The organism is Rubellimicrobium mesophilum DSM 19309 (genome assembly GCF_000600335.2).
Classification (GTDB): domain Bacteria; phylum Pseudomonadota; class Alphaproteobacteria; order Rhodobacterales; family Rhodobacteraceae; genus Rubellimicrobium; species Rubellimicrobium mesophilum.
This window is the reverse complement of the sequence record NZ_KK088578.1, coordinates 1-25307: the sequence shown is the minus strand read 5'-3', so window position 1 is coordinate 25307 and position 25307 is coordinate 1. Positions and strand designations below refer to the sequence as shown.

General features: G+C 70.8%; 24 protein-coding genes and 3 pseudogenes. 12 read left to right on the top strand and 15 right to left on the bottom strand.

All coding sequences use genetic code 11. The features are described from left to right. Positions 1–40: 40 nt before the first annotated feature. Positions 41–298, top strand: a complete 258-nt coding sequence (locus RUMESO_RS13265; protein ID WP_342670780.1) for a DUF952 domain-containing protein — start codon at positions 41–43, stop codon at positions 296–298. After that, positions 295–1350, top strand: coding sequence for a quinone-dependent dihydroorotate dehydrogenase (locus tag RUMESO_RS13260; protein WP_037280951.1), 1056 nt, complete (start codon positions 295–297; stop codon positions 1348–1350). Before RUMESO_RS13265 ends, RUMESO_RS13260 begins: the two co-directional genes overlap by 4 nt. A 4-nt stretch (positions 1351–1354) precedes the next feature. On the opposite strand, the gene RUMESO_RS13255 is transcribed toward RUMESO_RS13260, so the two are convergent. Genes RUMESO_RS13255 through RUMESO_RS13245 form a run of 3 tightly spaced genes read right to left on the bottom strand, consistent with a single transcriptional unit; the run spans position 1355 to position 3590 of the window. Then, positions 1355–2668: an MATE family efflux transporter gene (locus RUMESO_RS13255; protein ID WP_037280949.1), complete on the bottom strand. Its 1314-nt coding sequence runs from the start codon at positions 2666–2668 to the stop codon at positions 1355–1357. Continuing rightward, positions 2665–3153 (bottom strand): PaaI family thioesterase, encoded by a 489-nt coding sequence (locus RUMESO_RS13250; RefSeq protein WP_037280947.1) that lies wholly within the window; start codon positions 3151–3153, stop codon positions 2665–2667. The genes RUMESO_RS13255 and RUMESO_RS13250 overlap by 4 nt, the downstream gene beginning before the upstream one ends. Beyond that, positions 3150–3590, bottom strand: coding sequence for a PaaI family thioesterase (locus tag RUMESO_RS13245; protein ID WP_037280945.1), 441 nt, complete (start codon positions 3588–3590; stop codon positions 3150–3152). Before RUMESO_RS13245 ends, RUMESO_RS13250 begins: the two co-directional genes overlap by 4 nt. Positions 3591–3693: 103 nt before the next feature. On the opposite strand from RUMESO_RS13245, the gene RUMESO_RS13240 reads away from it, so the two are divergent. The 7 genes and pseudogenes from RUMESO_RS13240 (at position 3694) to RUMESO_RS13210 (ending at position 11170) form a co-directional block, all read left to right on the top strand. Further along, positions 3694–4077: a MerR family transcriptional regulator gene (locus RUMESO_RS13240; RefSeq protein WP_425414906.1), complete on the top strand. Its 384-nt coding sequence runs from the start codon at positions 3694–3696 to the stop codon at positions 4075–4077. A gap of 130 nt (positions 4078–4207) precedes the next feature. Beyond that, positions 4208–4603, top strand: coding sequence for a MerR family transcriptional regulator (locus tag RUMESO_RS13235; protein ID WP_037280943.1), 396 nt, complete (start codon positions 4208–4210; stop codon positions 4601–4603). A gap of 28 nt (positions 4604–4631) precedes the next feature. Next, positions 4632–6407 (top strand): acyl-CoA dehydrogenase, encoded by a 1776-nt coding sequence (locus RUMESO_RS13230; RefSeq protein WP_037280941.1) that lies wholly within the window; start codon positions 4632–4634, stop codon positions 6405–6407. A gap of 87 nt (positions 6408–6494) precedes the next feature. Continuing rightward, positions 6495–7133, top strand: a complete 639-nt coding sequence (locus RUMESO_RS13225; RefSeq protein WP_037280938.1) for a glutathione S-transferase family protein — start codon at positions 6495–6497, stop codon at positions 7131–7133. Between the two features lie 11 nt (positions 7134–7144). After that, complete coding sequence (locus RUMESO_RS13220; protein WP_037280936.1) at positions 7145–8356, top strand: acetyl-CoA C-acetyltransferase; 1212 nt, start codon at positions 7145–7147, stop codon at positions 8354–8356. Positions 8357–8459: 103 nt separating this feature from the next. Further along, positions 8460–8888 (top strand): hypothetical protein, encoded by a 429-nt coding sequence (locus tag RUMESO_RS13215; RefSeq protein ID WP_037280934.1) that lies wholly within the window; start codon positions 8460–8462, stop codon positions 8886–8888. Positions 8889–8964: 76 nt separating this feature from the next. Next, a pseudogene (locus RUMESO_RS13210) lies at positions 8965–11170 on the top strand (3-hydroxyacyl-CoA dehydrogenase NAD-binding domain-containing protein). A gap of 22 nt (positions 11171–11192) precedes the next feature. Here RUMESO_RS13210 and RUMESO_RS13205 read toward each other — a convergent pair. Next, a complete protein-coding gene (locus RUMESO_RS13205) occupies positions 11193–12125 on the bottom strand; it encodes a DMT family transporter (protein ID WP_037280932.1) in 933 nt (310 codons plus the stop codon). Between the two features lie 143 nt (positions 12126–12268). Between RUMESO_RS13205 and RUMESO_RS13200 the strand changes: the two genes are divergently transcribed. Further along, positions 12269–13285: a hypothetical protein gene (locus RUMESO_RS13200; protein WP_037280930.1), complete on the top strand. Its 1017-nt coding sequence runs from the start codon at positions 12269–12271 to the stop codon at positions 13283–13285. 155 nt (positions 13286–13440) lie between these two features. On the opposite strand, the gene upp is transcribed toward RUMESO_RS13200, so the two are convergent. From upp to RUMESO_RS13170, 6 genes are all read right to left on the bottom strand, one after another. Further along, positions 13441–14136 carry a uracil phosphoribosyltransferase gene (gene upp / locus RUMESO_RS13195; protein ID WP_082484029.1) on the bottom strand — a complete coding sequence of 232 codons (696 nt, stop codon included), beginning with the start codon at positions 14134–14136 and terminating at the stop codon, positions 13441–13443. Continuing rightward, entirely contained in the window at positions 14133–15119 is a 987-nt protein-coding gene (locus tag RUMESO_RS13190) for an adenosine deaminase (RefSeq protein ID WP_037280928.1), read from the bottom strand. Before RUMESO_RS13190 ends, upp begins: the two co-directional genes overlap by 4 nt. Next, positions 15116–16291 carry a phosphopentomutase gene (locus tag RUMESO_RS13185; RefSeq protein ID WP_037280926.1) on the bottom strand — a complete coding sequence of 392 codons (1176 nt, stop codon included), beginning with the start codon at positions 16289–16291 and terminating at the stop codon, positions 15116–15118. The genes RUMESO_RS13190 and RUMESO_RS13185 overlap by 4 nt, the downstream gene beginning before the upstream one ends. Continuing rightward, entirely contained in the window at positions 16288–17601 is a 1314-nt protein-coding gene (locus RUMESO_RS13180; RefSeq protein WP_037280925.1) for a thymidine phosphorylase, read from the bottom strand. The genes RUMESO_RS13185 and RUMESO_RS13180 overlap by 4 nt, the downstream gene beginning before the upstream one ends. Further along, positions 17601–17987, bottom strand: a complete 387-nt coding sequence (locus RUMESO_RS13175) for a cytidine deaminase (RefSeq protein WP_037280923.1) — start codon at positions 17985–17987, stop codon at positions 17601–17603. Before RUMESO_RS13175 ends, RUMESO_RS13180 begins: the two co-directional genes overlap by 1 nt. 84 nt (positions 17988–18071) lie before the next feature. Further along, entirely contained in the window at positions 18072–19172 is a 1101-nt protein-coding gene (locus RUMESO_RS13170; protein ID WP_037280921.1) for a cupin domain-containing protein, read from the bottom strand. Between the two features lie 94 nt (positions 19173–19266). Between RUMESO_RS13170 and RUMESO_RS13165 the strand changes: the two are divergent. Next, a pseudogene (locus RUMESO_RS13165) lies at positions 19267–21571 on the top strand (NADP-dependent malic enzyme). 4 nt (positions 21572–21575) lie between these two features. On the opposite strand, the gene RUMESO_RS13160 reads toward RUMESO_RS13165, so the two are convergent. From RUMESO_RS13160 to RUMESO_RS13140, 5 genes are all read right to left on the bottom strand, one after another. Further along, entirely contained in the window at positions 21576–22469 is an 894-nt protein-coding gene (locus tag RUMESO_RS13160; protein ID WP_037280919.1) for a hypothetical protein, read from the bottom strand. A gap of 76 nt (positions 22470–22545) precedes the next feature. After that, positions 22546–22914, bottom strand: a complete 369-nt coding sequence (locus RUMESO_RS13155) for a hypothetical protein (protein WP_051521313.1) — start codon at positions 22912–22914, stop codon at positions 22546–22548. Between the two features lie 31 nt (positions 22915–22945). Then, on the bottom strand, positions 22946–23365 hold the full coding sequence (gene csgH / locus RUMESO_RS13150; protein WP_037280917.1) for a curli-like amyloid fiber formation chaperone CsgH: 420 nt from the start codon (positions 23363–23365) through the stop codon (positions 22946–22948). Positions 23366–23427: 62 nt separating this feature from the next. Further along, on the bottom strand, positions 23428–23874 hold the full coding sequence (locus RUMESO_RS13145; RefSeq protein WP_037280915.1) for a hypothetical protein: 447 nt from the start codon (positions 23872–23874) through the stop codon (positions 23428–23430). A gap of 179 nt (positions 23875–24053) precedes the next feature. Beyond that, positions 24054–24818, bottom strand: coding sequence for an NAD kinase (locus tag RUMESO_RS13140; protein ID WP_037280974.1), 765 nt, complete (start codon positions 24816–24818; stop codon positions 24054–24056). A 165-nt stretch (positions 24819–24983) separates the two neighbouring features. Between RUMESO_RS13140 and glyA the strand changes: the two are divergent. Beyond that, positions 24984–25307: pseudogene (glyA, locus tag RUMESO_RS13135) on the top strand (serine hydroxymethyltransferase); the annotation flags it as partial.

Sequence of the window (25307 nt, the reverse complement as noted above, 5' to 3'; positions counted from 1 at the left end):
GAGGCCTTCGCCGCAAAAGGGCCGCTTCGCGGGCTCTCCCGTGGACCTCGCGGACGGCTACGTCCACCTCTCCACGGCCGAGCAGGTGGAGGAGACCGCGGCGAAGCACTTCGCGGGCGAGGAGGGGCTGGTCCTGCTGACGCTGGACAAGACGCGCCTCGACCCGGCGCTGAAGTGGGAGCCGTCGCGGGGCGGGGCGCTGTTCCCGCACCTCTACCGCGAGCTCCAGATGGAGGACGTGATCTTCTACCAGGACCTGCCCCTCGAGGGCGGCCTTCACGTCTTTCCGACGCTGTGAGGCGCGCGTTCGAGCAGGCGGGTCTGGGCGTGCTGCGCCGCATGGACCCGGAGGCGGCCCATGGCCTCGCGCTCAGGGCGCTGGGGCTGGGCATGGGACCGACCGGTGGCCCCGTCACGTCGCCGCGCCTGAGGACGAGCCTCGCTGGGCTTGAGCTTCCCAACCCGATCGGCGTCGCGGCGGGGTTCGACAAGAACGCGGTGGCGCTGGACGGCCTAGCGCGCTGCCCGCTGGGCTTTGCCGAGATCGGCGCCGTCACGCCGCGCCCGCAGGAAGGGAACCCCCGTCCCCGCCTCTTCCGCCTGCCGGAGGATCGGGCGGTCATCAACCGCTTCGGCTTCAACAACGAAGGGATGGAGGCGGTCGCCGCGCGACTGGCCCGGAGGCCGACGTCGCTGGTTCTGGGCGTGAACCTTGGCGCCAACAAGGACAGCGAGGACCGCGCCGGCGACTTCGCCCGCGTCCTGGCCCGGCTGGGGCCGCTCGCGGACTTCGCCACGGTGAACGTCTCCTCGCCCAACACGGAGCGGTTGCGCGACCTGCAGGGCCGGGCGGCTCTCTCGGCGCTCCTGGCCCGGGTCATGGAGGCCCGAGGCGCCCTGCCCCGGCCGATCCCGATCCTCCTCAAGATCGCGCCGGACCTGAGCGAGGCCGAGCTCGCCGACATCGCCGAGGTGGCGACCGAGGCCGGTCTGGACGGGATCGTCGCCACCAACACGACGCTGTCGCGGGAGGGGCTGCGCAGCCCCCATGCGGGCGAGAAGGGTGGCTTGTCCGGCGCGCCGCTGTTCGAGAGGTCCACCCGGGTCCTGGCCAAGCTCTCCACGCTCACGCCCTTGCCGCTGATCGGCGTGGGTGGCGTGTCCTCGTCCGAGGAGGCGTTCGAGAAGATCCGGGCGGGGGCGAGCGCGGTGCAGCTCTACACCGCGCTGGCCTATGGGGGCCTGTCGCTCGCAGGGGACATCGCGCGTGGGCTCGATTCGCTGCTGGAGCGAAACGGGTACGCGAACGTCGCCCAGGCCGTCGGGACGGGCCGCGGCCGCTGGCTCTGAGGCCTCAGGCGAGGGCCGCCCGTTCGAGCGCCGGATAGCGCCAGGCGAGCGTCACGGCGCGAAGCATCCAGCTCAGGGTGAGGGCCGCCCATAGGCCGTGATTGCCGAAGGCGGCCGTGAGCGGCCAGGCGGTGGCGAAGTAGAGCGCCACGGCGACCACGGTCATGTTCCTCATGTCCCGCGAGCGGGTGGCGCCCACGAAGATACCGTCGAGCATCCAGGACGGGAGGCCGACGAGCGGGACGGCCACGATCCAGGGGAGAAAGCGGGCGGCCTCGTCCCGCACCTCGGGCGAGGTGGTCATCAGGGCGACGATGGCGGGGCCGGCGGCAAGGTAGGCGAGGCCGAGCAGCAGGCCCATGCCGAGACCCCAGATCGTGGCGACGCGGATGCCCTGCCGCAGCTCTCCGATCCGGCCGGCGCCGAAGGCCTGGCCGACCAGCGCCTCGGTCGCGAAGGCGAAGCCGTCGAGCGCGAAGGCCGCTATGTTGACGAACTGCATCAGGACCTGGTTCGCGGCGAGGGTCACGTCGCCCATCCCGGCGCCCCAGAACTGGAAGCTCACGAAGATGGAGAGGAGGAGCACCGTCCGGATCAGGATGTCGGCGTTGACCCGGGCCATGTTGCCGAGGCGGTTGGGGTCGAGGACGCGCGCGGCGTCCTTCCAGGCGGTGCCCCGGAAGGCGTCGCGGCAGAGCCAGAGGCCGAGGAGGAGGCCCGAGGCCTCGGCCAGCGCGGTGGCCGTCGCGACGCCGGGCACGCCCCAGCCGAGGCCCAGGACGAAGCCGATGGCGAGCAGGATGTTGAGGAGGTTGGTGCAGAGCTGGAGGACGAGGACCGAGCGCGTCCTTTCCTGCCCGATGAGCCAGCCGTTGATGCCGTAGACGGCGATGGCGGCGGGGGCGGACCAGATGCGGATGGCCATGTACTGCCGGGCGAGCGCCTCCACCTCGTCGGAAGCCGGCGAGACGCGGAAGGCCAGCGCGAAGAGCGCTCCCTGGACGAGGACCAGGAGCAGCCCTCCCCCGATCCCGATCAGCAGCGCCCGGGCGAGCAGCGCGGCCACCTCGGCCCGATCCCCGGCGCCTTGCGCCTGCGCGGTGAGGCCGGTCGTCCCCATCCTGAGGAAGCCGAAGACCCAGTAGATCGAGCTGAGGACTACGGCGCCGATGCCGACCGCGCCGATGGGCGCGGCAAGGCCGAGCTGGCCCACCACCGCCGTGTCCACGGCGCCGAGCAGCGGCACCGTCGCGTTGGACAGCACGATGGGCAGCGCGATCCTCAGGACCCGCCGGTGGGTGATCGCCTGGACCGTCACCCCGCGTCCGGCATCAGGAAATGCCCCGTGGCCTGGGCGAAGAGCCGCGCCCGGTTGTCCTGCCAGGCCTCCACGTGGACGCTCGCGTAGCGCCGCCCCGACCGGTTCACCCGAGCGCGGGCGTAGGCGTCGCGGGGGAGGCCCGAACGGAGGTAGTCCACCGTCAGGTCGATGGTCTTGGGCAGCCGCAGCGGCGAGTCGGGCGCGATCCGCCCGGCCTCCAGGTCCTCCCACATCGCGGTCCAGGAGAGCTCGACGATGGCGGCCGTCTCTAGGAACCCCGCCGTGGCGCCACCGTGGAGCGCGGGCAGAAGGGGGTTGCCGACCAGCTCCTCGCGGTAAGGAAGGACGGCGGTGAGTTCGTCTCCGCGCCGGTCGAAGCGGATGCCGAGGAACGCGATGAAGGGCACGCCGCCCACCAGCCGCTCCAGCGCGGCATCGCGCCGGCCCTTGACGACCTGCACGGGTTCGGGCGGGGCCCTCATGGGCGGCTGCCCTCGACGGTCCAGGCGCCGGTCGCGGTGGCGAGCGGCCGCTCCTCCCCATCCGTCGCGGTGGCGCGCACGAAAGCCACCGTCCGGGTGACATGGTAGCACTCCGCCCGCGCGCGGATGGCCTGCCCGGGCCGCGCGGGCCTCATGTAGTCGATCCGCAAGTCGAGGGTCGCAGTTCCACCCGGTCCCGAGGGATGCGCGATGACCGCGAGGCTGGCGCAGGTATCGAGCAGCGCGGAGACCGCCCCGCCGTGGATCACCCCCGTCGCGGGGTCCCCCACGAGGCGGTCGTCCCAAGGCATCTCCATCTCGGCCCGCCCTTCGCCGCAGGACACGAGCGTGAGCCCAAGCGCCTGTGCGAACGGAAGCGCCGCCACGAAGCGGCGGGCGCGGTGCTCGATGGGTGCGGCGGAGGTGTCCTCGGTCATGAGGCGATCCTGCCAGCCTGCGCCGGGACCGCAAGGCGAACCTTGCGTCGCGCGGTTGCCGCTCCGCTGACGCGAAGGTAGGCTCGCCGCGCAGCGAGGGGCCATGCCAGAGACGATTCCCGAGATCCGGCTTTCCTTCAAGGAGATGTGCGCGCGGTTCGACGTCACGCCGCGCACCCTTCGCTATTACGAATACATCGAGCTTCTCTTCCCCGAGAAGGAAGGTCGCGCCCGCTTCTACGGCCCACGCGAGATCGCGCGGATGACGCTGATCCTGAGGGGGCGGAAATACGGCTTCTCCCTCGAGGAGATCCGGCAATGGCTCCTCATCTACGACCACCAGGGGACCGAGGTGCAGATGCGCACCTTCCTCGACATGGCCGACCGCCGGCTGGGCGAGATGGCCGAGGAGAAACGGCAAATCGAAGCCAACATGGACGAGCTGCGCCAACTCCGTGAGGAGACGGCACAATCGCTCCTCGTCTGACCCCACGGCACACTGCGACGTGACGCCGCGTTACGTTAACGTCAACACACCTCGGGCTTGTAGGATGGGATGAGTCGGCCCATGTCCCGCCAGCCACGGCGGAGCCAAGAACAAGAGGGCCAACCCAGTTATGACCGATCAGTTGATGACCATCCGCGAGATGTGCGAGCAGTACGACGTGACAGCACGGGCGCTCCGCTTCTACGAAGCCAAGGAGCTGCTGTTCCCCATCCGCGAGGGGACGAAGCGCCTTTATACCAAGGCCGACCGCGCGCGCCTGACGCTCATCCTGCGGGGCAAGCGCTTCGGATTCTCCCTCGAGGAGATTCGCCAGCTCCTCGACCTCTACGAGGGCGGCAAGGGCCGGCGCCAGCAGCTCGCCAAGGCCTGCGAGGTCGCTGAGCATCATCTGCGCGAGATGGAGGAGCGGCGGGCCGCGCTCGACGCCACCATCGTCGAGCTCAGGGACCAGCTCGCCTGGGGCCGGGCCGAGCTCGAGCGGGAGGGCCGCGCCACGGCCGCGTGACGACCACGACAGGGGGGACCAGAGGGGAATGCAGAGCTACCAGAGCCCGCTCCGGGACATGCAGTTCGTCCTTCACGACGTGCTGCGGGTGAGCGAGGACGACGTCCCAGGCTACGCGGAGCTCGACCGGGACACCACGGCCGCGATCCTCGAAGAAGCGGGCCGCGTCGCCTCCGGCATCCTCCTCCCCCTCAACGAGGTCGGCGACCGCGAGGGCTGCACTCTCGAGAACGGCGTCGTCCGCACGCCAGCGGGCTTCAAGGCGGCCTTCGACGCCATCCGCGAGGGTGGCTGGACCTGCGTGGATCTCGACCCCGCGTTCGGGGGCCAGGGCCTCCCCCACGTCATGCACACCGCCTCGCAGGAGGCGTTCGTGTCCACCAACATGGCCATGAACATGTACTGGATCCTCACCCACGGGGCTTGGAACGCCATCCATGCCCATGGGACCGAGGCCCAGAAGGCCATCTACCTGCCCCGGATGACCACCTGCGAGTGGACCGGGACCATGAACCTGACCGAGCCGCACGCCGGCACGGACCTCGGGCTCATGCGGACGCGGGCGGTTCCAAACGGCGACGGCACCTACGCCGTCACCGGCACCAAGATCTTCATCTCCTCGGGCGAGCACGACCTGTCCGAGAACATCGTCCACCTCGTCCTCGCCAAGATTCCCGGCGGGCCCGAGGGCATCAAGGGCGTCTCCCTCTTCATCGTGCCGAAGTACCTCGTGAACGAGGACGGCTCGCTCGGCCCCCGCAACGGCGTCTCCTGCGGCAAGGTCGAGCACAAGATGGGCATCCACGGGAACGCCACCTGCGTGATGAACTACGAAGGGGCGACCGGCTACCTCCTGGGCGAGGAGCACAAGGGGATGCGCGCCATGTTCACGATGATGAACGAGGCGCGGCTCGGCGTGGGCCTTCAGGGCTACGCGCAGGCCGAGATCGCCTTCCAGAACGCGCTCGCCTATGCGCGGGACCGCCGCCAGGGGCGGGACATCGCGGGACAGGCGAACGGGGCCGATGCCGATCCGATCATCGTCCATCCCGACATCCGCCGGACGCTGATGGACCAGAAGAGCTTCGTCGAGGGGGCCCGCGCGCTGACCTGGTGGGGCGCCACGCTGATCGACCGCTCGCACCGGATGGGCGACGCCGAGGCCGAGGCGCTGATCTCGCTTCTCATCCCGGTCATCAAGGGGTTCCAGACCGACAAGGGCTTCGAGATGGCGGTGGCCGCCCAGCAGGTCTTCGGCGGGCACGGCTACGTGGAGGAGACGGGCGTGTCGCAGTTCGTCCGCGACGCCCGCATCGCCATGATCTACGAGGGGGCGAACGGCATCCAGGCGCTCGACCTCGTGGGGCGCAAGCTTGCGGCCGACGGAGGCAAGCCGCTGATGGGGTTCTTCGAGCGGATCAAGGCCTTCCTCAAGGCGCATGAAGGGGACGAGGAGCTGAAGGCCAGCGTGCTCGACCCGCTCAAGGCCGCGTCCAAGGACCTGCAGGCCGCCGCGATGTACTTCATGGGGACGGCGGGCAAGAACCCACGCGACGCGCTCGCCGGGGCCACGGACTTCATGCACCTCATGGGGCACGTCTGCCTGGGCTTCATGTGGGCGCGGATGGCGGTAGCGGCCAAGGAGGCCCTTGGCGCTGGGACCGGGGACCGCGCCTTCTACGAGACGAAGCTCGCCACGGCCCGCTACTACGCCGCGCGCCAGCTTCCCGCGACGGCGATGCACCTGTCGCGCATCCAGAGCGGGTCCGCGCCCGTGATGGCCTTGGAGGTCACGGCGTTCTAAGGTCGAGCCGACTGCTTTGGGGGAGAAACGGCGGATGGGACGCAGAGGCATCCAACACGGCGACCGGGCGGGCTCGGTGGCCCGGGCATGACCGTCCAGCTCCAGTGCTTCGGCGAGTCCGGCAACTCCTACAAGGCGGCGCTGACGCTCACCCTCTGCGGCCTCGACTGGGAGCCGGTCTGGGTGGACTTCTTCCACGGCGCCTCGCGCAGCCCGGAGTTCCGGGAGGTCAACGTGATGGGCGAGGCGCCGGTGCTGGTCGATGGCGACCGGGTGATGACCCAGTCCGGCGTCATCCAGCTCTGGGCGGCCGAGCGGTCGGGCAAGTTCCTCGGAGACCGCGACGAGGCGCTGCGCTGGGTGCTGTTCGACAATCACAAGGTCTCGGGCCAGGCCGGGGCGCTGCGGTTCCACATGAACTTCCTGCCCAGGGACAAGCAGGTCCCTGAGGTCGTCGAGTGGCTGACGGCCCGCCTGCGCGGCGCTTTCCATGTCCTCGAGAGCCAGCTCCAACGGACCCCCTGGCTCACCGGCGAGGGGCCGACCATCGGCGACCTCGCCTGCTGCGGCTACCTCTACTACCCCGAGCCCTTCGGCTTCGATCGAGCGGAGTGGCCGGCCATCGACGCCTGGCTCGACCGGATCGCCGCCCTGCCGGGCTGGAAGCACCCTTATGACATGATGCCGAGGCGGGAGGGGCGGAGCCCCACGCTCAAGGCGAGCTGACGGAGAGAGCCATGCCCGACGCCTATATCTACGACGCGATCCGCACCCCGCGCGGCAAGGGCAAGCCCGACGGCTCGCTCCACGAGGTCACAGCGCTGCGGCTCTCGGCCGGGGTGCTCGACGCCCTGCGCGAGAGGAACGATCTCCCCGCCGATGCCATCGAGGACGTGATCTGGGGCAACGTGGCCCAGGTGGGCGAGCAAGGCGGCTGCCTCGCGCGGTCGGCGGTGCTGGCCTCCTCCCTCGACCAGAGCGTGCCGGGCCTGTCGATCAATCGCTTTTGCGCCTCCGGGATGGAGGCGGTGAACCTTGCGGCCAACCAGCTCCGGGGCGGCGCGGGCGAGGCCTACATCGCGGGCGGCGTGGAGATGATGGGGCGGGTGCCCATGGGCTCGGACGGGGGCGCCATCGCGGTGGACCCGAGCCTCGCCATGGAGACCTACTTCGTGCCGCAGGGAATCGGCGCGGACCTGCTGGCCACCAAGTTCGGCATCACCCGGGACGAGGCCGACGCCTTCGCGGTGCAGAGCCAGAAGCGCGCGAAGAAGGCCTGGGACGAGGGGCGCTTCGCCAGCGCCGTCGTGCCGGTCAGGGACCAGAACGGCCTGACCATCCTCGGGCATGACGAATACATGCGCCCCCAGACGGACATGCAGGCCTTGGGGGCGCTGGAGCCCTCGTTCCGCGCCATGGGCGAGGTCATGCCCGGCTTCGACAAGGTGGCGCTGCTCCGCTACCCGGAGTTCGAGCGCATCGAGCACATCCACCACGCCGGCAACTCCTCGGGCATCGTGGATGGCTCGGCGGGCATCCTGTTGGGCACCAAGGAGTTCGGCGAGAGGCATGGGCTCAAGCCTCGTGCCCGCATCAGGGCCACGGCCAAGGTCGGCTCGGACCCCACGATCATGCTGACCGGCCCGATGCCCGCGACCGAGAAGATCCTGCGCGAATCGGGGATGGGGATCGGCGACATCGACCTCTTCGAGATCAACGAGGCCTTCGCCTCCGTTGCGCTCAGCTACATTCGGTCCTTCGACCTCGACGAGGAGACCGTGAACGTGAACGGTGGCGCCATCGCCATGGGGCACCCGCTGGGCGCCACCGGGGCCATCATCATCGGCACGCTCCTCGACGAGCTCGAGCGGCAGGGCAAGGGCGTCGGACTCGCAACGCTCTGCGTCGCCTCGGGCATGGGCGCCGCGACCATTATCGAAAGGATCTGACGCCGTGGCCACCCTGGCCTCTGCCATAATCTTGCTGCATTGTCGCGTCAGGATCGTGACATGATCCGGCATGGCGCCAAGGCGGCGGCGCCAAGGGGGCCTGATGGAGGATGCGGACCGACGACCCCTCGGGGTCACGGCTTTCTTCGCCGAGATGGGCGAGCGTTTCGTCGATGGACGCCTGGAGGAGATGGCCAGCGTCTGGTCCTTTCCCTGTCCCATAGAGATGGACGGCCAACTCGTCGTGATGCACGACCCTGGGTTGTTCCGGGACTACCTGGCCGACCGCCGAGCGGCCGCGCTGGCGTCCGGCATGACGGCCATGACGCCCCGCATCTCTGCCATCGAGATGCCAAGCAGGAGCCGGTTCCGGGTCTGGCTCCGCTGGCTCTACCACTTCGGCGGCCATGTCGAGGAGGCCAACCATGGGACCGTCTACTTCATGGCGGTCGCGCCGGATGGCTGTCTTCGCATCGAGATGATGGACCTCGTCCAGCTTCCCTCCGACCAGTCCGCGGCCCGGATCGCTTGATCCGCTACGATTCGCCGGACCTCGGGGCGTCCCTTGCGGCGCCCTGCCCGCATTTCCGCCACAGGAGCCTCGTCCCATGACCGACTTCACCCTGCGCAAGGACCCCGATGGCGTGGCCGTCGTGACCTGGGACATGCCCGGCCGCTCCATGAACGTCCTGAACCTCGAGTCGCTGAAGGAGCTCGATGCCTGCATGGAGCAGGCGCTGGCCGACCCCCGAGGTGAAGGGGATCGTGGTCACGTCCGGGAAGAAGGACTTCGCCGCCGGCATGGACCTCAACGTCATCGCGGCGATGAAGGACAACGCCGGAGACGAGCCGGCGCGCGGCCTTTTCGAGGGCATCATGTCCATGCACAAGGCGCTCCGCCGGATCGAGCGCGCGGGCATGGACCCCAAGACGCTGAAGGGCGGCAAGCCCGTGGCGGCAGCGCTTCCCGGTACCGCGCTCGGCATCGGCTACGAGATTCCGCTCGCCTGCCACCGCATCTTCGCGGCGGACAATCCCAAGGCCAAGATCGGCCTGCCGGAGATCAAGGTCGGCATCTTCCCGGGCGCGGGCGGCACGACTCGGGTCGTGCGCAAGATGGGGGTGCTGGCCGCCGCGCCCACCCTCCTCGAAGGGAAGACGCTCGACCCGCAGGCGGCCAAGGCGGCGGGCCTCGTGGACGAGGTCGTGCCGGCCGAGGAGCTGATGGACCGCGCCCGAGCCTGGGTCCTGGCCAATGTGGGCGGGGAGCTGGCGAAGCCCTGGGACCGCAAGGACTACAGGATGCCGGGCGGCACGCCCTACCATCCGGCAGGGTTCCAGACCTTCGCCGGCGCCTCGGCCATGGTGAATGGCAAGACGCTCGGCGCCTACCCCGCCGCGAAGGCGATGCTGTCGGCCATCTACGAGGGGGCGCTGGTCAACTTCGATAATGCGCTCAAGATCGAGGCGCGGTGGTTCACCAACGTGCTGATGAACCCCTCCTCCTCGGCGATGATCCGGTCGCTGTTCATCAACATGCAGGCGCTCCAGAAGGGCGCGCGCCGTCCCGCCGACATCCCCGACCAGAAGGTCCGGCGTCTGGGGGTCCTCGGCGCCGGCATGATGGGCGCGGGGATCGCCCATGTCGCGGCGCAGGCGGGAATCGAGGTCATCCTGATCGACTCGACGCAGGAGGCCGCCGACCGCGGCAAGGCCGCCTCCGAGAAGCTCCTCGACAAGGACCTCTCGCGCCGCAGGATCACCGAGGCGCGCAGGGCCGAGGTCCTCGACCGCATCGAGCCCACGACGGACCACGGCGCGCTCTCCTCCTGCGACCTGATCGTCGAGGCCGTCTTCGAGGACCCTCGCGTCAAGGCCGAAGTCACGCGCAAGGTGCTGGCGCACATCCCGCAGGACTGCGTCTTCGCGACCAACACTTCGACGCTCCCGATCAGCGAGCTCGCCAAGGCATCGGACAAGCCCGACCAGTTCATCGGCATCCACTTCTTCTCCCCCGTGGACAAGATGCAGCTCGTGGAGATCATCCGGGGGCGGGAGACCGGCGACCGCGCCGTCGCCAAGGCGCTCGACTTCGCACGCCAGATCGGCAAGACGCCCATCGTCGTGCACGACGCGCGCTTCTTCTACGCGAACCGCTGCATCATCCCCTACCTGAACGAGGGCATCCGCATGGTGGCCGAGGGCGTCTCCCCCGCCCTCATCGAGCACGCGGCCCAGATGGCCGGGATGCCGATCGGGCCGCTGCAACTGATCGACGAGACCTCGCTCGACCTCGGCGTGAAGATCGCCAAGGCGACCAGGGCCGCGCTCGGCGACGCCTACAAGGACGAGGCCGTCGATCAGGTCCTCTTCCCCATGGCCGACGAGGGCCGCCTCGGCCGCAAGGCCAAGGCGGGCTTCTACGCCTACGACGAGAAGGGCGAGCGGACCGGCCTCTGGGAGGGCCTCGCGAACCGGTTCCCGCGCGCCGGGGCCCAGCCGAGCCTCCAGGAGGTTCAGGAGCGGCTCCTCTTCGTGCAGGCGCTCGAGGCCGTCCGCGCTCTCGAACAGGGCGTCCTCACCGACATCCGCGAGGGCGACGTGGGCGCGATCCTCGGCTGGGGCTTCGCGCCCTGGTCCGGCGGCCCCTTCTCCTGGCTCGACATCCTGGGCGCGCCCTACGCGGTGGAGCGGGCCGAAGAGCTGGCGCGGGAGCATGGCGAGCGGTTCGCTCCGCCCCAGCTCCTGCGCGAAATGGCCGAGCGGGGCGACAGCTTCTACGGCCGCCTCGGCGAAGCGAAGAAGGCCGCGTGACCTGCCAGTGGCGCGAGGGGGCTCACGCCTCCTCGCGCTGATGCGCCGCCCTGGGCTCGCGCAGCGCGATCAGCATCCCCGCCGCCGTCACGAGGACCAACCCCAGCGCCTCGACCGGCCCCGGCACCTCGCCCCAGAGGATCGCGGCCCAGATCGTCGCGAAGACGAGGAGCGCGTTCTCGAACACGGCCACGAGGGTCGCGTTGGCGACCTGATAGGCACGGACGAGCATCCCCACGCCCGCGAGCGACCCCACCCCCTGCACCACGATGACCACGAGGAACAGGCCGCCGGGCGCCACCCAGCCGCGCGTGGCCCATCCCGCGGCCCCCTCCGCCACCGGCAGGGGATTGAGCCAGAGCACGAGGCACCCCAGGGCCCCCCATGCGAACATCATGACGAAGAAGCCCCCGAGGAGCACCAGCGTCCCCTCGCCCGCGCACCACTTCCGCGTCGCGAGGTTCCCGAGCCCGTAGAGCGCCCCCGCCAGCACCGGCAGCAGCGTCCAGCCGGTCATGTCCTCGGCGTCCAGCCCGAGCGCGAGGAGGATGCCCGCGAAGCCCAGGATCACCGCGAAGGTCCGCCAGGGCCCCACCCTCTCGCCGAACAGCGTCACCGAGAACAGCACGACGAAGAGCGGCGCGGTGAAGAGCCCCGCCACGACCTGCGCGATGGGCATGAAGCCCAGGGCCCCGAAATAGATCACCATGGCCCCCGAGTTGAGCAGCGATCGCGCCAGCACCCGCGAGGGCCGTCGTGGGCGGAGCGTCGCGCCGAAGGCCCAGGCCATGGGGACCAGGATCGCGACCGCCAGCCCCGCGCGCAGGAAGTGGAACTGCCAGAGCCCCGCCTCCGCGGTGACGAGCCGCATGAAGTTGTCGATGAGCCCGTAGAGCGCCATCGTCCCCACCACCAGCACCGCCGCCAGCGCCGGCCGCTCCGCCCCCGCCTCCATGCCCGCCTCCTTGCCTTCGTGCCTCCCTAACCGGGCCCGTGGCATGGGAACCGCCCGGAAGCGACATTTCCAGGGGGCCCCGCCGCACCTTCCACTTCCCTGGCGGCCCGGGATATGGTGCGGCCAGTTCGTTCCCGAGGATCATGACCGCCCTTTCCCAATACGCCCGGCTCGAAACCACGGGACTCTGGCGCACGGGTCCAGGCGACGCGGGCCGCGAGGTCGTGGTCTCGTTCGGCAAGGCGACGCTGGTGCTGTCGGATTCGGCGGGCCTGCCGCTGACCCATTGGTCGCTCCCCGCGATCACGCGCCTGAACCCCGGCGCCGCGCCGGCTCTATATGCGCCCGACATCGACGGCTCCGAGACGCTGGAGGTCGAGGACGACACCATGGTCTCGGCCATCGAGACGGTCCGCGCCGCCGTCGCCAAGGGGCAGGCCGCCGCGCCGCGCCAGATCCGCTGGGTGGCGGGTTGGTTGGTCGTCGCGGCCGCGCTGGCCGGAGCGGTCCTCTGGCTCCCCGGAGCGCTGCAGCGGGAGGCACTCGCCGTCGTGCCGGATGCCAAGCGGACCGAGATCGGCGCCACGATCCTCGGCCACCTCCAGCGGACGCTCGGCGGTGCCTGCCGCGACCCCCTCGGCGCGGAGGCGCTGGCCCGGCTGCATGATCGCGCCCTGGGGAACGGGGGTCAGGCCGTCGTCCTGCCGCTCGGCCCCGCTTCGCCGATCGAGCTGCCGGGCGGCATCACGATCCTGTCACGCGAGATGGTGGAGCGCGCGGCCGAGCCTGCCGTGGTCGCGGGGCAGCTTCTCGCGGCCCGCGTGGCGGCGGGCGACGATCCGCTCGCCCGGCTGCTCGACGACGTGGGACTCTGGGCGACGCTGAAGCTGCTGGCTACCGGCGATCTCGATCCCGACGCGCTGGCCCGCCACGCCGAGGACCTGCTGGCCGCGCCCGCGCCGGCCCTCGGCGCCGACCGGCTGGGCCCCGCCTTCTCGCAGGCGCAGGTGCCGCTGAAGCCCTATGCCCTCGACCGCGACCCGACCGGGGCCGGCGTGGCCGACCTCCTGGCCGCCGACGCCCATGCGGCCCAGGAGCCGCCCATCCTCCTCACCGACTCGGAATGGGTGGCGCTCCAGGGCATCTGCGAGGGGGGCTGAGGCGCCGCCTCCGGAGAAGGGGTCCGCGGCGGGCCCTCTCCCTCCCGCAGCGGCGACCGACCGATCGTTCGCCCTTCCCCGGGGCTGGCCCGGGGACCGTGCCACGGGACCCCCGCGACGTGAAGTCGCCGCTCCGGCAACAGTCTGTTAATGATCTACTTCGTCCCGAACATCCGGTCGCCGGCGTCGCCCAGGCCCGGGACGATGTAGCCGTGGTCGTTCAGGTGGCTGTCGATGGCCGCCGTGATGATGGGCACGTCGGGATGCGCCTCCTGCATCCGCCGGATGCCTTCGGGCGCGGCGAGGAGGCAGAGGAAGCGGATGTCCCTGGCCCCCGCCTGCTTGAGCAGGTCCACCGCCGCTGCGGAGGAGTTCCCTGTCGCGAGCATCGGATCCACCACGATGGAGATGCGGTCCTCAAGTTGGCCCGGCACCTTGAAGTAGTACTGCACCGGCTGAAGCGTCTCCGGGTCGCGGTAGAGTCCCACGAAGCCCACCCGCGCCGCCGGGATGAGGTCGAGGATGCCGTCCATCAAGCCATTGCCGGCCCGCAGGATCGAGATGAGCGCGAGCTTCTTCCCCTCGATGGTGGGCGCGTCCATCTCGGTCAGAGGCGTGCTGATCCGCTTGGTGGTCATCGGGAGCGTCCGCGTGACCTCGTAGGCGAGGAGCAGGCTGATCTCGCGCAGGAGGCGGCGGAACGAGGCCGTGGAAGTGTCGTGCTCCCGCATCAGCGTGAGCTTGTGCTGCACCAGCGGGTGATCGACCACGGTGACGCCGGCGGGCGCCACGGACGGTGCGGCGACGGGCTGCACGGGGGTGTTCGGGGCGAGGTCGGGCGAGTCGGTCATGCGGCCTCCAGTCTCTTGCGGATGCGGTCCTTTGTGGCGTCGTCGCAGAACGCCGCGTCAAGCGCCACCCGGTTCAGCGCCGCGAGGTCGTCCTCGTTCCACTGGAAGGTCCTCTCCAGCATCTCCCATTCGCGGGTCATGGTCGTGCCGAAGAAGGGCGGGTCATCGGTCGAGACGGTGACCTTCACCTCGCGCCCGCGCAGGGTCTCGATGGGGTGCTTTTCCCAGGAGGGCACGGCACCAAGGTAGACGTTGGAACCGGGGCAGACCTCCAGTACGATGTCGTCCTCGGCCAGGCGCTCCATCAGCGCGGGGTCCTTGGCGGCGGCGATGCCGTGGCCGATCCGCTCGGGGCGAAGGTCGCGCAGGGTGTCGGTCACCGTGTCGGGCCCTCCCCATTCCCCGGCATGGCAGGTGAGGCGCAGCCCGGCCTCCCGCGCGCAGTCGAAGCTCCAGGCGTAGTCCTTGGGCCTGCCCACCGTCTCGGCCCCCGCCATGCCGAAGCCGGTCACGAAGCCGCCCATCGTCTCGGCCGCGCAGCGCGCCACGCGCTTCGCCTGGTCCGGCCCGAAATGACGGATGCAGGTCACGATGCCGCGCAAGGTGATGCCGTCCCGGACCTCGGCCTCGCGCGCGGCGTCCTCGATGGCGGCGAGGTGGTCGCGCCAGGCGGCCACGTCGCCCCCGCCGCAGAAGTCGGGGCACAGGAACGTCTCGGAGTAGACGACGCCGTTCGCGGCGCTCTCCTCCAGCACGGCAAGCGTGAGCCGGCGGTAATCCTCGGGCGAGGTCAGCACCGTGCAGGCGGCTTCGTAGACCTTGAGGAAATGCTCGAAGGTCCCGGTCCGGTAGCGGCCGCGCTCGTCGAAGATGCCCGAGATGTCGATGCCCTTCTCGGCCGCGAGGCCCCGGATGAAGGCGGGCGGCGCGGCGCCTTCGAGATGGAGGTGCAGCTCGACCTTGGGGAGGTCCCGCCAGCTCACAGCACGCTCCTTCCAGGCCCCAGGCTCGGCACGCCCAGATGCGCGGCGACCGAGGCGCCCACGTCCACGAAGCCGATGAGGCCCAGTTCCCGCGCGCCGACCCCACGCATCAGCACTGGCACCCGCTCGCGCGTGTGGTCCGTGCCCGTCCAGGTCGGGTCGTTGCCGTGATCCGCCGTGATGACGAGGAGGTCGCCGTCGCGCAGCTTGAGCAGGAGTTCAGCGATCCCGGCGTCGAACCATTCGAGTTGCCGGGCGTAGCCGGCAGGGTCGCGGCGGTGGCCGTAGTCGGTATCGAACTCCACGAAGTTGGCGAAGGTGAGCGAGCCGTCCTCCGCCTCGTCCGCGAGCCGATGAAGGTGGCCCATCAGGTCTCGGTCAGGTCCCTTGGACAGCGTGTCGATGCCGCGCATGGAGAAGATGTCGCCGATCTTTCCGACCGCGTGAACCCTGAGCCCAGCCTCGTGGACCCAGTCGCAGAGCGTGGGCGCGGGTGGCGCGATGGCGAAGTCCCGTCGATGCGGGGTGCGCTTGAAGGTCCCGGGGCCGCCGAGGAAGGGGCGCGCGATGACCCGCCCGACCCTCATCGCGTGAAGCGTCGGCGCGAGGTCGCGGCAGAGCGCGATCAGGCGGTCGAGGCCGAACCTCTCCTCGTGGGCGGCGATCTGGAAGACCGAGTCGACGGAGGTGTAGCAGATCGGCCAGCCGGTCCGCAGGTGCTCCTCGCCCAGTTCGTCGATGATGGCGGTGCCGGAGGCGTGCCTGTTGCCGAGGATGCCCTCCGTCCCGGCAAGGCGGCAGACCTCGGCTACGAGGTCGGGCGGGAAGGCGGGCTCGGCGTCGGGGAAGTAGGTCCAGTCCCAGGGGACGAGGACCCCGGCGAGCTCCCAATGGCCGGAGGGCGTGTCCTTGCCCTTCGAGACCTCGGTCGCGGCGCCCCATGCGCCCGTGACCGGGCCGCCGAGGCCGGGCGCATCCAGCCCGGAGGCGAGCTTGATGGCGGGGCCGAGGCCCATCGCGGCGAGGGTCGGCACCTTGAGCCTGACCGCCTGAGCGATGTGGCCCACGGTGTTGGCTCCGGTGTCGGGCACGTCGCCGTTGAAGAACGATCCGGCATCCGGCGCACCGCCGATGCCGACGGAGTCCATGACGACGAGGAAGGCCCGGCTCATCCCACCCGCTCCCGCACCAGGGGCCCCAAGTCTGGCGCCTCGCCGATCCGGATGGCCGCAAGGACGGCCCCCATCGCGGATCGGGCGGCTCCCTCGTCACGGGCATGGACGCGCGCCAGGAGATCGCCACACCGGACGCGCTGGCCTCGGCGCGGCACGTCGGTCAGCCCCACGGCGGGATCGACGGGATCGGTCTCCTTGGTGCGCCCGCCGCCAAGTCCGACGACGACGAGGCCCAGCGCCTCGCCGTCGAAGGCATTGACGAACCCGTCCTGCTCCGACGTCACCTCCAGGACCACCGGGGCACGCGGCAGCCTCTCCCGCCATGTCGCCGACAGGTCCGCCGGCCCGCCCATCATCGCGACCATCCGCTCGAACCGCTCCATCGCGGCGCCCGAAGCGATGGCATGGGCGATGCGCTCCTCTCCCTCGCCCTCCTCCTCGCCCGCGAGCGCCAGGAGGCGGCCGCCCAGCGCCACGGTCAGGTCGTGAAGCCGAGGCGCCATCTCGCGCCGGCCGTCCATGACCTCGAGGCAGACCGCGACCTCGACCGCGTTCCCGAGCGCCGGACAGAGCGGCTCGTCCATGTCCGTGACGAGGGCCGCTGTCGAGCACCCGGCCCCGTTCGCGGTCGCCACGAGCGACTCGGCCAAGGCTCGGGCCTCGGCCTCGGTCTTCATGAAGGCGCCGGAGCCGACCTTCACGTCGAGCACTAGCCCCTCAAGCCCGGCGGCGAGCTTCTTCGACAGGATCGAGGCGGTGATGAGGTCGATGCTCTCGACCGTGCCGCTCACGTCACGGATGGCATAGAGCCGCCGGTCGGCGGGCGCGATCTCGGCCGTGGCCCCGGCGATGGCGCAGCCGACCTCGGCCACGATCAGGCGCAGGAGGTCCTCCGAGACCTTCGGCTCCACGCCCGGGATCGCCTCCATCTTGTCGAGCGTCCCACCGGTATGGCCGAGACCTCTGCCCGAGATCATCGGCACCGCCACCCCGCAGGCGGCCAGCGCGGGAGCGAGGATCAGCGAGACCGCGTCCCCCACGCCGCCCGTCGAGTGCTTGTCGAGCACGGGCTTGTCGAGCCGCCAGTCCAGAACGCGCCCGGAGTCCCGCATCCCGAGAGTCAGCGCCACGCGCCCCTGCTCGCCCAGGCCCCGCAGGCAGACGCCCATCGCGAAGGCCCCGGCCTGCGCGTCCGTCACTGCACCGGAGGCGAGCCCACGCGCGAACCAGCGCAGCTCCGCCTCCGTAGGCACCTCGCCCCGGCGGAGCCGCCCGTTGACCCAGCGCGCGTCGAGCCGGGGATCCATCACGCCATGTCCTTGTCCGTGAAGGCGCCGGGCAGGAGTTCGGCGATGCTGGTCTCCTGAACGGCGCCGCGCGTCGTGGCGAGCGTCACCTTGACGTCTCCGGCCCCGAACTCCGCGAGCTTCTGGCGGCAGCCGCCACAAGGGGGCACCGGGCGCGGCGCGTCGGCGATCACGGCGATCTCGGCGATGCGGGTATCGCCGCCCGCGATCATGGCGGCGATGGCCCCGGCCTCGGCGCAGGTTCCTTCCGGGTAGGCGGCGTTCTCGACGTTGACGCCCTGGTAGACCCGGCCCGACTCCGCCCGGATCGCCGCGCCCACCTTGAAGTTGGAATAGGGGGCGTAGGCCCGCTCGCGCACCTCGGCGGCGGCCTCAAGAAGGGTCATGGCAGGGCTCCTTAACGTTCGGGTGCAACTTGGGGCACGGAACGGGCCGGGCGCAAGACGTGGGCAGGCGGACCCGGCGCGATGTTACGCCGGGATCTCCACGGGAGCGGTCCGGAACCGGCCCGGCAGCGTCACCTCCAGCACCTCCAGATCCGAGGAGGGCCCGGCCCAGCGGGTCGCCATGCCGGGCGGGATCACGAAGGCGTCGCCGGCGCTGAGGGTGTAAGGGTCCTTCCCCTCGCCTTCCAGCGTGAAGCCACCCTGCATGACGAAGCCGAAGAGGATGTCGGCGTCGTGGGTCGCCCGGCCGTGCTCCCCTGCCCCGGGCCGGACCACCTGCACGCCCGCGACGCCCTTGGTGCCGTCGGCGATGGTCGTGTCCCGCGCCTCGTAGCCCGAGAGGCGGAAGGGTCGCCACTCCGCCCCCTCGGCCTTGTTGTGGACGAAGCGCTGGCCGTCCCATTCGCGGTCCGGGCGCTCGACGGGGGTCGGAAGCGTCATGTCGTGGTCGATCTCGGTGACGTGCTCGGCCGGGACGCCGATCTCGATGACCTCGATGCCGTCCGACGCCTCAAGGACCCGGTGCCGGATGCGCGGCGGCTGGATGAAGCAATCCCCAGCGGTGAGGCGACGCGGACCGCCCTGGTCCTCGTAGACCACGTCCACCCAGCCCTTGATGCAGAAGATGAGCTGGAAGCCGACCTTGTGGAAATGCACCATGTCCGGCACCGGCCCGCCGTCCGGGATGCGGATATGGCTCGCGATCATCGCGCCACCAAGGCGCGAAGGCACGAGGTCGCGGTAGTGCATCCCCGCGCGTCCGATGATCCAGGGCGCCTGGTCGGCAAGGCGGCGCACGACGAAGGCGTGCTCGGTCCGGGGCATGACCACCGGTGGATTGAGTTCGTCCACCTCGACCCGCGTGCCGCCCGGCGAGGTCAGTTCCCTCTGGCCGCCTGCGAACTCGGCATCGTCGGTCAGGAGCCGCAGCACACCCGGCGTCCCCGGCCCCTGCTCCACGCGGACCCGCAGGCCGTGACCGGAGAAGACGGCCACCGACGGGTTGTCCGCCGGGTAGATCATGTCGAGCCGCATCCTCAGCGTCTTGGTGAAGAACGGCAGGTCGGCCCGGAGGTCGGTGGTGGGCAGGCGCGCCTCGGCGCGGATCTCGGCAGCTTGTGTCATGGTGCCGCGACCTTCCGCGAGCCCTCGCGGCTTTGCAAGGGGCGCGGCCCATGCTTAAAGCGGTCAAAACAACGATGCAGGCGGGAGGGGCGCGATGCCCGACGACGGCAAGAGGATCCCCGACGAGGGCAAGGAGGGGCTGCGGCAGGCGGCACTCGATTACCATCGCTTCCCCAGGCCCGGAAAGCTGGAAGTCCGGGCGACCAAGCCGCTCGCCAACGGCCGCGACCTGGCCCGCGCCTACTCGCCCGGCGTGGCCGAGGCCTGCCTGGAGATCAAGGCCGAGCCGGCGACCGCGCGCGACTACACGTCGAGGGGCAACCTCGTGGCCGTGGTGTCGAACGGCACCGCCGTCCTCGGCCTCGGCAACATCGGGGCGCTCGCGTCGAAACCGGTGATGGAAGGCAAGGCGGTCCTCTTCAAGAAGTTCGCCAACATCGACTGCTTCGACATCGAGCTGAACGAACCCGACCCGGAGAAGCTCGCGGACATCGTCTGCGCCCTGGAGCCGACCTTCGGCGCCATCAACCTCGAGGACATCAAGGCCCCCGACTGCTTCGTGGTGGAGAAGCTCTGCCGCGAGCGGATGAACATTCCGGTCTTCCACGACGACCAGCACGGCACGGCCATCGTGGTGGGCGCGGCGACGACCAACGCGCTTCGGGTCCTCGGCAAGCGGTTCGAGGACCTCAAGGTGGTCTCGACGGGCGGCGGCGCGGCGGGGATCGCCTGCCTCGACATGCTCGTGAAGCTCGGGGTGAAGCGCGAGAACGTCTGGCTCTGCGACCTTGCCGGCCTGGTCTACGAGGGCCGCGAGGCCGAGATGACGCCACAGAAGGCGGCCTACGCACAGGGGACCGAGCCCCGGTCGCTGATCGAGGTCATCGAAGGGGCGGACATGTTCCTCGGCCTCTCGGGTCCCGGGGTGCTGACCGAGGCGATGGTGCGTCGGATGGCCGAGCGGCCGATCATCTTCGCCCTCGCCAACCCGAACCCGGAGATCATGCCCGACCTCGCCCGCGAGGCCGCGCCGGGGGCCGTCATCGCGACGGGACGGTCGGACTTCCCGAACCAGGTCAACAACGTCCTCTGCTTCCCCTTCATCTTCCGTGGCGCCCTCGACGCGGGCGCGACCACGATCAACGACGAGATGAAGCTCGCCTGCATCGAGGGAATCGCGGAGCTCGCGCGCCAGACGACCAGCGCCGAGGCCGCCGCCGCCTACCACGGCGAGGACATGGCCTTCGGCCCCGACTACCTGATCCCCAAGCCCTTCGACCCGCGCCTCATGGGCGTCGTCGCGACGGCCGTGGCGCGGGCTGCGATGGAGACCGGCGTCGCCACGCGGCCCATCAAGGACCTGAAGGCCTACAAGGAGCAGCTCGACGGGTCCGTCTTCCGCTCGGCCCTCATCATGCGGCCGGTCTTCGAGGCGTCCCGGACCGCCGCGCGCCGGATCGTCTTCGCGGAAGGCGAGGACGAGAGGGGTGCTGCGCACCGCCTCGGCGATGCTGGAGGAGACCGACGACAAGCCGATCCTGATCGGTCGCCCCGAGGTCATCGACGTCCGCTGCCGGCGTCTGGGACTCCCCATCGCCCGGACCGCGACTTCGAGCTGGTGAACCCGGAGAGCGATGCGCGCTACCGCGACTACTGGGGAACCCCTACCACGAGCTCCTGGCCCGGCGCGGCGTGACGCCCGACCTCGCGCGCACCGTGATCCGCACCAACACCACCGCCATCGGAGCCGTGATGGTGCATCGGGGCGAGGCCGAATCCCTCATCTGCGGGACCTACGGTCAGTATCTCTGGCATCTGACCTACATCCGCCAGATCCTCGCGCTGGGGGGGGGTTGCGGCCGGTGGGGGCACTGTCGCTGATGATCCTGGACGACGGGCCGCTCTTCATCGCGGACACCCAGGTCCACACCGATCCCACGCCCGAGCAGGTGGTGGACGCCACCATCGGCGCCGTCCGCCACGCCCGGCGCTTCGGCGTCACGCCCAAGGTCGCGCTCTGCTCGCATTCGCAGTTCGGGAGCCTCGACACGCCCTCGGGCGTGAAGATGCGGGCGGCGCTGGATCTCCTCGACCGACGCGAGCCCGACTTCGCCTACGAGGGCGAGATGAACGTGGACGCCGCGCTCGACCCCGAGATCCGGGAGAGGCTCCTGCCCGGCGGGCGGATCGAGGGAGCCGCCAACATCCTGATCTTCTCGGGCACGGACGCCGCCTCGGGCGTGCGCAACATCCTCAAGATGAAGGCCCGGGGGCTCGAGGTCGGGCCGATCCTGATGGGCATGGGCAACCGCGCCCACATCGCCACTCCCTCGATCACCGCGCGAGGGCTGCTCAACATGAGCGCCATCGCGGGGACGCCGGTGGCTCACTACGGCTGAAGGGTCACGGGGCGGCGACGAGGGCGCCGTCCCGCACCCCGTAGCGGCGCTCGCAGGCCTCGGCGCCCGACAGCCCGCAGTCGGAGCCGTCGAGCCGGAGCAGGACCTCGCCCGGCGCGGGCAGCACGATCTCCTCGATCAGCGCGGAGAGGAGCGGCCGGTAAGGTCCGTCGCGGTCGGCCAGCCAGATCTCCTGCGTGCAGCCGCCCGAGCCGCAGTAGTCGTGGGATTCGCCGCAGGTCAGCGCCCCGAAGTCGAGGATCGCATCGTTGAGCCCATCGCCGTCCACGTCCTCCTGCCGCAGGAAGCCCGGCCCGACCGCCGGCGTTCCGTCCGTGCAGAAGGCCTCGTTGGCGGCGATGGCATCGCCGGCGGGGTTGTCGCTGGGGGTCGCGTCCAGCGGCGGGCTGTCGAGGATCGGGTCGGCAAGGGCGCCGGTCCCCGGGACGGGGCAGGCGGCGATGGCCGCCCCGATAGCGTCGGCCGAGCCCTTCAGGCCCAGCGGCACGACCAGCCCTCCCGCCGCGGCGTCGAGCGTGATCGTCGCGGAGTCGCCCCAGCGGAGCCGTCCGAGCATCCCGTCCATCGGAATGGGCGCGTGGAAGGCGTCGCCGTCCGCCGCGAAGCCGTAGGTGACCGGAGGCTGGCCGTCCGCCACGGCGATGGTCGCATCGAAGCCCTCGGGCAGGGCTCCGCCCCGCAGGATCAGACCGAGCCGGAGGTCTTCGCCGGGCCGGCAGGAGACGCTGAAGCAGAGGTCCCCCGTCCCGGCGCCCGTGGGCGAGCAGGTGATGGCGCCGGCCTCTCCCGTGGACGGGTCCATCGGCGACCAGTCCTGTGCCGACGCCGTCCCGCCCAACAGCAGAAGCACCGCCACCGCTCCGAACAACCGCCTCATGGGCCACTCCTCCGTCCGATCCGGCGGACAGGATAGGAGGGGGTCGAGCCGCGGCCAATGTCGGGTTTTCCCGACCTCACCAGCCGTATTGCACCGAGACGCCCGCTTCCCCGCCGGTCTGGGCGACTTGGGTCCGGGCCCCCCGGCCGAGCTGGATGATCGCGTAGGCGTTGCCGCCGCCGGTCTGGTCCAGGGTCGCGGAATGGCCGCTGCCCCGCTGGACGATCAGGCCCTGGTTGTCGGCGCCGGACTGGCTCAGGGCCGCCTGGTTGTTCCGGCCGGATTGCAGCACGGAGGCGCCCCGCCGCAGGGCCTGGGCCTCGAAGGCCCTTCGGAGCGCCTCGCCTGCCCGGTCGCCATGCGGGGTCCAGGTGGCGGAGAGCGTCTCGGCCCCGGCCCCGAGGGGCGAAAGGACGAGGAGGAGGATGGCGATGGGACGGAACATGGCGGCGATCCTTTCTCGCCCGGGGGTGAAGTCACATCTCCTGGAGAGGGCAGCCATAGGTCCGGCCGCCGACCGTGACGGTCAGGCTGGCGTCGAGGCTGTCGGCCGTGCCGGAGATGCTGGCCTGGCCCAGGGTCGTGGTCTCGCCCGCCGCAAGGCTCAGGTCGCCCCCCTGGTCGATGGAGACGCCGGGACCGCGCACCTTGAGCGCGTAGGTCGCCGAGATCGCCTCGCGCGCCTGGAGCAGCGCCTCGAGGCCCGTCCCGCCGCCCTCGGGGCGGGCGACGAGGGAGCAGGCGAAGGGCGCGCTTGGCGCAAGGCTCGGGGCCGGGCTGGCAGTGCCCGGGGCCTCCTGCGCCTGGGTGGGGGCCGCCGGGCCGCCCAGGGCCAGGCCGTAGATCGACAGCGCCAGGGCCATGAGGCCCATCAGAGCGGGGGATCGGTTCATCATCGGGTGTCCTCCCAGGATTGGAGGGACGCGCGTCGGCGCGTCCCCATGGCCGGGTCGCGGGATCAGTCCTGCACGATCACGGCGACGTTGCCGTGGCCGTACTGCTGCGCCGTGACCTGCCCGCCTCGGCCGGTCTGGATGATGCCGATCGCGCTGCAGCGCCCCGCCTGATCCACGTCCGCCGAGTTGCCCGAGCCGAACTGGGCGATGCCAAGGACGTTGCAGCGCCCCGCCTGCGAGGTCGTCGCGCTGTTGTAGGAACCGGTCTGCCCGATCGCGGTGCGGTTGCGGGCGCCGTCCTGCGTGGCGATGGTGGTGTTGCGGGTGCCGTCCTGCGTCACCGACAGGCGGTTGCGATGTCCGTCCTGGCTCAGGCCGACGCCGTTCTGGGCGCCCCACTGGTCGAGGCGGACGAAGTTGTGGCCACCGCCGTCGGCGAGCGCGGGCACGGCCGGCAGCCCGATGGAGAGGGTCAGGGCCACGGTCGCGAGAAGGGTCTTGAAGGTCATCGTCGTTCTCCCGTTGGGCGTCTTGGTCGCCCCGTTGCTGGCGTCGGCCCGAAGCGCGGGTCCGATGCGGCAAGGAAAGGCTTCGGCCCCCGACAAGGCAAAAGCGCCACAGCGATAGAGGCTTTCGACGGTCGGCAACGTGACCGCTATTGACTAGCGGCCCCTGCGCAACAGGCCCGTCAGGCGAACTGCTCGCGGATCAGCCGCTCGTCGAGGCCGTGGCCCGGATCGAAGAGGAGATGGTGCCGGACGGCGGGCTCGGAGGCGACCTCGACCCAGGCCACCGCCTGCACGGGTCGCGAATCGGCATCGGCGCGGACGGGGCGCTTCTCGGGGTCCACCACGTCGAAGCGCACGCGGGCGTCCTTGGGGATCAGCGCGCCACGCCAGCGCCGAGGGCGGAATGGCGCGATGGCGGTCAGCGCCAGCACCTCGGCCCCGATGGGCAGGACCGGGCCGTGGGCCGAGTAGTTGTAGGCGGTGGAGCCGGCGGGCGTCGCCACCAGCGCGCCGTCGCAGACCAGTTCCTCGATCCGCACCCTGCCGTCGACGCTGACCCGGAGCTTGGCGGCCTGGGGCCCCATGCGGAGCAGCGAGACCTCGTTGATCGCCAGCGCTTCCTCCAGGCCGCCCGCCACGGGGGCGGCGCGCATACGGAGCGGATTGATGATGAAGTGCTCGGCCCGGTCGATCCGCTCGCGCAGGTCGCCCTCGCGGAAGGCGTTCATCAGGAACCCGACGGTGCCCCGGTTCATGCCGTAGACCGGAACCTCGCGCCCTTCGACGGCGTGCAGCGTCTGGAGCATGAAGCCGTCGCCGCCCAGGGCGACCACCACGGCGGCCTGGTCCAGAGGCACCTCGCCGTACTTGGCGGCGAGGCGGTCCCGGGCCGCGCGTGCCAGTTGGGCGTCGCTGGCCACGAAGCAGATGCGGTGCGACGGCATGGGCCGGAGCGTCCCCCAGGTTTCCCATGGGTTGTCCGCCGCCACGATGCGAAACGCAAGCGCCCGCTCGGTGGCGTATCGGTCAGCCATCGCGTCGCTTTGCGACTCGCCCGGATGCCGGGTTGCCGCTATGAGGCCGCAACCCGACTGACAAGGATCCCCCGGATGCTGGACCAAGGCTTCTTCGACACGCCACTTTCGCAGCGCGACCCTGGGATTGCGGCGGCCATTGGGTCCGAGCTGGGCCGGCAGCGCCACGAGATCGAGCTGATCGCCTCCGAGAACATCGTGAGCCGGGCGGTTCTGGAGGCGCAGGGCTCGGTGCTGACCAACAAGTATGCGGAGGGCTATCCGGGGCGGCGCTACTACGGGGGCTGCGAGTTCGTGGACCTGGCCGAGAGCCTGGCGATCGAGCGGGCGAAGGAGCTCTTCGGCTGCGCCCATGCCAACGTGCAGCCGCACTCGGGCAGCCAGGCCAACCAGGGGGTC